The sequence below is a fragment of the Intrasporangium sp. genome, from assembly GCF_032907665.1.
In the GTDB taxonomy this organism is placed as follows: domain Bacteria; phylum Actinomycetota; class Actinomycetes; order Actinomycetales; family Dermatophilaceae; genus Intrasporangium.
In genome coordinates this window covers 1-7,129 of sequence record NZ_JAJJPG010000160.1, presented here as the reverse complement: position 1 = coordinate 7,129, position 7,129 = coordinate 1, and the positions used below count along the sequence as shown (strand labels likewise).

At 70.1% G+C, this 7,129-nt stretch carries 7 protein-coding genes; 5 read left to right on the top strand and 2 right to left on the bottom strand.

The genetic code is table 11. The features are described 5' to 3' along the window. The first annotated feature begins 2 nt into the window (after positions 1-2). Positions 3-263, top strand: a complete 261-nt coding sequence (gene rpsT, locus LOY02_RS16875; protein WP_317183534.1) for a 30S ribosomal protein S20 — start codon at positions 3-5, stop codon at positions 261-263. Positions 264-339: 76 nt separating this feature from the next. Here rpsT and LOY02_RS16870 read toward each other — a convergent pair whose 3' ends face one another. Beyond that, on the bottom strand, positions 340-903 hold the full coding sequence (locus LOY02_RS16870; RefSeq protein ID WP_317183533.1) for a type II toxin-antitoxin system PemK/MazF family toxin: 564 nt from the start codon (positions 901-903) through the stop codon (positions 340-342). A 178-nt stretch (positions 904-1,081) separates the two neighbouring features. Here LOY02_RS16870 and LOY02_RS16865 point away from each other — a divergent pair, with 178 nt between their 5' ends. Genes LOY02_RS16865 through LOY02_RS16855 form a run of 3 tightly spaced genes read left to right on the top strand, consistent with a single transcriptional unit; the run spans position 1,082 to position 4,751 of the window. After that, entirely contained in the window at positions 1,082-2,110 is a 1,029-nt protein-coding gene (locus LOY02_RS16865) for an extracellular solute-binding protein (protein ID WP_317183532.1), read from the top strand. Positions 2,111-2,136: 26 nt separating this feature from the next. After that, on the top strand, positions 2,137-3,717 hold the full coding sequence (locus tag LOY02_RS16860; protein WP_317183535.1) for an iron ABC transporter permease: 1,581 nt from the start codon (positions 2,137-2,139) through the stop codon (positions 3,715-3,717). Continuing rightward, complete coding sequence (locus LOY02_RS16855; RefSeq protein WP_317183531.1) at positions 3,714-4,751, top strand: ABC transporter ATP-binding protein; 1,038 nt, start codon at positions 3,714-3,716, stop codon at positions 4,749-4,751. Before LOY02_RS16860 ends, LOY02_RS16855 begins: the two co-directional genes overlap by 4 nt. 33 nt (positions 4,752-4,784) lie before the next feature. On the opposite strand, the gene LOY02_RS16850 is transcribed toward LOY02_RS16855, so the two are convergent. Then, complete coding sequence (locus tag LOY02_RS16850; protein ID WP_317183530.1) at positions 4,785-5,138, bottom strand: cupin domain-containing protein; 354 nt, start codon at positions 5,136-5,138, stop codon at positions 4,785-4,787. Positions 5,139-5,373: 235 nt separating this feature from the next. Between LOY02_RS16850 and lepA the strand changes: the two genes are divergently transcribed. Continuing rightward, positions 5,374-7,129: translation elongation factor 4 (gene lepA / locus LOY02_RS16845; RefSeq protein WP_317183529.1), on the top strand; the 1,756-nt coding region annotated here is incomplete at its 3' end.

The following is a 7,129-nucleotide window of genomic DNA, read 5'->3' as shown; positions in this document are numbered from 1 at the left end:
ACGTGGCAAACATCAAGTCGCAGCTCAAGCGCATCAAGACCAACCAGAAGCGCACGGAGCGCAACAAGGCGGTCAAGAGCGAGCTTCGCACCTGGATCCGCAAGTTCCGTGAGGCCGCCGCCTCCGGGGACAAGGACGCCGCAGTCGACGCCCTGAAGACCGCCTCGAGGAAGCTCGACAAGGCCGTCTCCAAGGGCGTCATCCACAAGAACCAGGCCGCGAACAAGAAGTCGACCATGGCGAAGAAGGTCGCCTCGCTCTGACCGGCGCACCCGCTTCCGGCTCGCTTCCATCGAGCCCCTCACCCGACCGGGTGAGGGGCTCGATGCGTCGGGGCCTTCAGTAGTGAGTGCGCACGGCCGCGACGACGTCCTCGTAACGCTCCCGGGGGAGCACCGCCCCCTCCCGCCGGACCATGCCCGGGTCGAGGCGGAGCAGTCGGTTGACACGGACCTCGCTCGGGCGTCCGCGACGGTCCCAGGGTCCGGTGCCGATGTCGACCCACTCGCGTCCCGCGCGACGCTCCTGGTGCTCGTCGCGGTCGTGGTCCTGGCTCGTCAGCTGCAGTCCGACGAGGTGACGTCCGTCGTGCCCGATGACGAGGACGGGGCGGTCCTTGCCACGGGTGTGGTCCTCCTCGAACGGGACCCAGGACCAGACGATCTCGCCCGGGTCCGGGTCACCATCGGGGTGCGGCGCATAGGTCGTGTCGGGCAGTGTCGTCGCGTCTCCGAGATAGGGGCCGTATGCCGCTGGGCCCGCCTCCGGGGCAGATGCGCCCCGGCGGGTGCTCGGCACGCCTCGGTTCCCCTCGGGTGGGGCGCCGGCCGCCCCAGGGTCTCTCGTCGTGACGCGGGCGAGTCCGCGGAGGGCGCGGGTGATCCTGTCGAGGGTCGAGGCCATGGGCACCACCGTAGTGACGCGGAGGTGGCGGTACTGGGAGCCGGGTCCTCGGTGTCGGGCGGGGACTGGCGTCGTGTCGTTCCGACCCGCGGAACGTGCGTTCGGAGCATGAGTGCGGGTGCACTAGGCTGACTAAGGTAAGTCTGTCCTAAGTTCAATGAGATGCCAGGAGCAGTACGTGCACGTTCGCCGATTCCTCACCGCCTCCCTCGCGGCGATCGCCGTCCTCGGCGCCGCGGCCTGCGGCGATGAGGGCCCGACCGACACGACCGAGGGCGCGGACCTCGTCATCTACAGCGGCCGGAGCGAGTCTCTCGTCCAAGGGGTCCTCGACGACCTGACGACGGAGACCGGCGTCAAGGTGGGGGTGCGCTACGCCGGGTCCAGTGAGCTCGCCGCGCAGCTGCTCGAGGAGGGCGACGCGACGAAGGCCGACCTCTTCTTCAGCCAGGACGCCGGCGCGCTCGGGGCGCTGGGGAAGGCCGGCCGGCTCGAGGCGCTCGGCCCGTCCGTGGCCGACCAGGTCATCGATGGCTTCGCCGACCCCAACGGTCTCTGGGTCGGGACGTCCGCTCGGGCCCGAGTCATCGCGTACCACCCTCAGCAGGCTCCCGAGGCCGAGCAGATGACGTCCGTGGACGAGATCCTCGACCCGACGTACAAGGGGAAGATCGGCTACGCGCCCGGAAACGCCTCCTTCCACTCCTTCGTCACCGCGCTGCGTGTCGCCAAGGGCGAGGACGGTGCCAGGGACTGGCTCACGCGGTTCAAGGCGAACGAGCCCCGGAAGTACGACAACAACGTGCTCGTACTCGACGGGGTCGACAAGGGCGAGGTCGCCCTCGGCCTCATCAACCACTACTACTGGTATGAACGGGTCGCCGAGAAGGGCGCCGAAGCGGTCACGGCCCGGATCCACTTCCTCGACGCCGACGACCCCGGCGCACTCATCAACGTCGCCGGCGTCGGCATCATCAAGGGCACCGACCAGAAGGAGGCGGCGCTCAAGGCCGTCGACTACCTGCTCTCCGAGAAGGCACAGCAGTACTTCGCCGACGAGACAGCCGAGTACCCCGTCATCGAGGGCGTCACGTCCATGCACGACCTGCCCCCCCTCGCCGAGCTCGAGAAGTCGAGCATCGACCTCAACGAGCTCGACTCCCTCGAGACGACGCTCGCGATGTTGAACGAGGTGGGACTGACCTGAGCGAGCTGACGACGACCGAGCGTCCGATTGCCGACCCGGCAACCGGTCCGCTCGGCGCTACCTCGGGTCGCGGTCGCTCCGGGCGCCCCCCGTGGTGGCTCGTCGTCCCCGCGGTCGCCGGTGCGGCACTGGCGGTCCTGCCACTGGGCTACCTCCTGATCCGCACCCTCGAGGCAGGCCCGTCGCGGATCCTCGAGATCCTCGGTCGCCCGGGGACGGTCGCGCTGGTCGGCCGCAGCCTCGGCCTCGCCGCCGTCGTCACCGGCCTGTGTCTCGTCATCGGGATCGGCCTGGCCGCCCTCGTCACCCGGACGGCGATGCCCGCCCGCCGGACCCTTGCCGTGCTCGCGCCGCTCCCGCTCGCGATCCCCAGCTACGTCGCGGCGTTCGCCTGGGTGGCTGCGGTGCCGTGGGCCCGAGGCTTCGTCGGGGCGACCATCGTCCTCACGGCGTGCACCTACCCCTACGTGTACCTCCCCGTGGTGGCGGCGATGCGGTCGGTCGACCCGGCTCAGGAAGAGGTCTCCCGCAGCCTCGGCCGCTCCGCCTGGAGCACCTTCTGGACCGTGACGGCTCGACAGGTCTGGCCCGCTGCCGCATCCGGTGGGCTGCTCGTCGCCCTCTACACGCTGAGTGACTTCGGGGCGGTGTCGATCCTCCAGTACGACGTCTTCACGCGGGTGATCCACACCTCCTACACCGCCACCTTCGACCGCACCCCGGCAGCGGTGCTGTCCATGCTGCTCGTCGTCATCACCGTGCTCATCGCCGTGGGAGAGCGGTGGACCCGGCGACCCGTCGAGCAGACCCGGGTCGGGGGTGGGGTGGCCCGACGCGCCGAGCTGCACCGCCTCGGCGCCCTCGGGCCGGTCGCGACGGGGGCCGTCGCCACCGTCCTGCTCGTGGCCCTCGCCTTCCCGGTCGCGTCCCTGCTCTACTGGTTCGCGACCGGTCTCTCCGCCGGCATCGACACGGGGCGGTTGCTGTCGAGCACCGGGACGACCCTCTTCCTCGCCGTCCTCGGGGCGGTGGCCACGATGGCGCTCGCGATCCCCATCGGCGTCCTCGTCGCGCGGTATCGCAGCCGCTCCACCGCGGTGGTGGAGACGGCCACCTGGGCGGGCCACGCCCTGCCCGGCATCGTCGTTGCGCTCTCGCTCGTCTTCTTCGGCGTCCGGGTCGCACAGCCGATCTACCAGCAGACACCCCTGCTGCTCATCGCCTACGCGGTGCTCTTCCTCCCCGCCGGTGTCGGGGCGGTCCGTGGGGCCGTCGCGATGAGCTCCCCGCGGATCGAGGAGGTGGCCAGGTCCCTCGGCAGCTCCCCGCTCACCGTGCTGCGCAGGGTCACGATCCCGCTGGCGACCCCTGGCATCGCCGCGGGAACCGCCCTCGTCATGCTGACCGTCATGAAGGAGCTGCCGGCGACCCTGCTGCTGCGCCCGACCGGGGCCAACACGCTCGCGACGAGCCTGTGGACCGAGACCGGTGTCGCCGCCTACGCTGCCGCTGCCCCTTACGCCCTCGCCCTCGTCCTGCTCGCCGTCCTGCCGACGCTCTGGCTCATGCGGGCGCAGGGACGATTCACCGCAACGGAGGACCTGTGAGTGAGGTGAAGCTCTCTGGCGTGTCGAAGGCCTTCGGCTCGACGAAGGCCCTCGTGGACGTCGACCTCACCGTGGCGTCGGGCGAGCTCACGGCCGTACTCGGCCCCTCCGGCTGCGGGAAGACCACGCTCCTGCGCATCGTCGCCGGGTTCGTCCGGCCCGACCGGGGCCGGGTCGAGATCGACGGCCGGGCCGTCTTCGACGAGAGCACCGACGTCGCCCCCGAGCGTCGTGGTGTGGCGATCGTCCCCCAGGAGGGAGCCCTCTTCCCGCACCTCGACGTGGCCGGCAACGTCGGCTACGGCCTGCCGCGGTCCGCGGACAGCCGCGCCCGCGTCCACGAGATGCTCGAGCTCGTCGGGCTGGGCGAGCTCGCCCAGCGTCGCCCCGACCAGCTCTCGGGCGGGCAGCAGCAGCGCGTGGCCCTCGCCCGCGCGCTGGCCCCCAGGCCGCGCGTCGTCGTCCTCGACGAGCCGTTCTCCGCGCTCGACGCCGGGCTGCGCGCGCAGGTTCGCGACGAGGTCAGCGGTGTGCTGCGCACGATCGACGCGACGGCCATCATCGTCACCCATGACCAGGAGGAGGCCCTGTCCATGGCGGACTCGGTCGCCGTGATGGACTCCGGGCGTCTCGTCATGCACGGCAGTCCCACGGAGGTCTACTACCGCCCCGTGGACCTCGACGTCGCCCGGTTCGTCGGTGAGCTCGTGGAGCTGCCCGGCACCAAGACCGGGCTCGAGGTCGAGACCGTGCTCGGCCGGCTCCCGATCCACGGCAGCGTGCTGCCCGCTGACGGGCCGGTCACCGCGGTCATCCGTCCCGAGCAGATCCGGGTCGACGGCCGCGTCGAGCGCGGGGCGAAGGGTGCCCACGTCGAGGACGTCAGCTTCTTCGGGCACGACGCCCTGGCCCGCCTGACCGTCCTGTCGGGCGACGTCCCGATCCGGGTGCTGGCCCGCACGGTGGCGCCCCTCCGGCGTGGTGACGACGTCGCGATCCGGGTCATCGGGCCTGCACTCGTCTATCCCGCCTGACCTCCGCGGACGCTCGACCAGCTGCTCGAGCACCTACTCGAGCCACTCCGTGATGAACTCGGCGTTGGCGTGGACGTGCACCGCCTCGTAGCCGCCCTGGCCCGTCCTGAACCGGTGCGGGGTGCCGGCCGGGACCACGAGGACCTGCCCCGCCCGGCCGACGACCTCGTGGGCCGCGTCACCCGACCCGATGGTGAACGTCGCCGTGCCTCGGCGAATGATGAACGTCTCCGCGTAGGGGTGCTGGTGCAGGCGCGGGCCCACGCCTTCCTTCGTCGTGGACTCGAGGATGATGGAGATGCCGGCCCCGCCGGGGAGCCGTTCGTAGTTCTCGGTCCAGTCCTCGCCGTCGTCGCGGCCGTCGGATCGGGTGATGACGTGCTCCATGTGTTCCTGCCTCCCCGGTTGCTCTCTGTCGCAAACCTCCCACCCGGCGTCGATCGGCTCCACCTGTTTTCCGGCCCCATTCGACACGGAAGGGCACGCGGGCGCGCGAGCCCGCCCAGCGGCATACGTGAAGGGCGGGCACTGAAAGCATGGGAGACTGGCCCTCGGACGGTCCCCGAGGCTGTCCCCGCCTACTGTCCCCGTCACCTGCGAGGTTCGTCCCACCGTGTCGCCCATGGCCCGCTCCGCGTTGGCACCGCACGCAACGCCGCCGGACCTGATCCGCAACTTCTGCATCATCGCGCACATCGACCACGGCAAGTCGACGCTCGCCGACCGGATGCTCCAGCTGACCGGGGTCGTCGAGGCGCGCCAGATGCGGGCGCAGTACCTCGACCGGATGGACATCGAGCGCGAGCGCGGCATCACCATCAAGAGCCAGGCCGTGCGCATGCCGTGGGAGAGCCAGGGCACGACCTACGCGCTCAACATGATCGACACGCCGGGTCACGTGGACTTCACCTACGAGGTCTCGCGCAGCCTCGCCGCCTGCGAGGGCGCCGTGCTGCTCGTCGACGCCGCCCAGGGCATCGAGGCGCAGACCCTTGCCAACCTCTACCTGGCGATGGAGAACGACCTGACGATCATCCCGGTCCTCAACAAGATCGACCTGCCGGCCGCGCAGCCGGAGAAGTATGCCGAGGAGCTCGCTCGGCTCATCGGTGGCGAGCCCGAGGACTGCCTGCGGGTGTCCGGTAAGACAGGCGAGGGGGTCGAGCCGCTTCTCGACCTCATCGTCGCGCAGGTCCCGCCTCCCGTCGGCGATCCCGACGCCCCCGCGCGGGCCATGATCTTCGACTCCGTCTACGACACCTACCGCGGGGTCGTCACCTACGTTCGGGTCATCGACGGCAACCTCAACCCGCGCGAGCGCATTGTCATGATGTCGACGAGGGCAACCCACGAGCTGCTCGAGATCGGCGTCATCAGCCCCGAGCCGGTGCCGTCCAAGGGCCTCGGCGTCGGCGAGGTCGGCTACCTCATCACCGGGGTCAAGGACGTGCGCCAGTCCCGGGTCGGTGACACCGTCACCAACGCGAGCAAGCCGGCCGCCCAGGCCCTCGGCGGCTACCGCGACCCGAAGCCGATGGTGTTCTCGGGGCTCTACCCCATCGACGGGTCGGACTATCCCGCGCTGCGTGATGCCCTCGACAAGCTCAAGCTCAACGACGCCGCGCTCGTCTACGAGCCGGAGACCTCTGCGGCCCTCGGCTTCGGCTTCCGGTGCGGCTTCCTCGGCCTGCTCCATCTCGAGATCGTGCGGGAGCGACTCGAGCGCGAGTTCGACCTCGACCTCATCTCGACCCAGCCCAACGTCGTCTACGACGTGACGATGGATGACGGCAAGCAGATCCACGTCACCAACCCGAGCGAGTTCCCGGAGGGCAAGATCGCCTCCGTGAGCGAGCCGATCGTCCGGGCGACGGTCCTGGCGCCGAGTGAGTTCATCGGCGCGATCATGGAGCTGTGCCAGCAGAAGCGCGGCCAGCTGCGCGGCATGGACTACCTCTCCGAGGACCGGGTCGAGATGCGCTACACGCTGCCGCTCGCCGAGATCGTCTTCGACTTCTTCGACCAGCTCAAGTCCCGGACCCGCGGCTATGCCTCCCTCGACTACGAGCCGGACGGTGAGCAGGTGGCCGACCTCGTCAAGGTCCAGATCCTCCTCCAGGGCGAGTCCGTGGACGCGTTCTCGGCCATCGTCCACAAGGACAAGGCGTACTCCTACGGCGTCATGATGGCGGCCAAGCTCAAGGAGCTCATCCCGCGCCAGCAGTTCGAGGTGCCCATCCAGGCCGCCATCGGCTCGCGGATCATCGCCCGCGAGAACATCCGCGCCATCCGCAAGGACGTGCTCGCCAAGTGCTACGGCGGCGACATCAGCCGCAAGCGCAAGCTGCTCGAGAAGCAGAAGGAGGGCAAGAAGCGGA

What these genes read in the sequence shown, in the direction of transcription:
- LOY02_RS16870 (WP_317183533.1), bottom strand. Translation starts at nt 903, where the DNA reads ATGGCCTCGACCCTCGACAGGATCACCCGCGCCCTCCGCGGACTCGCC.
- LOY02_RS16850 (WP_317183530.1), bottom strand. Translation starts at nt 5,138, where the DNA reads ATGGAGCACGTCATCACCCGATCCGACGGCCGCGACGACGGCGAGGAC.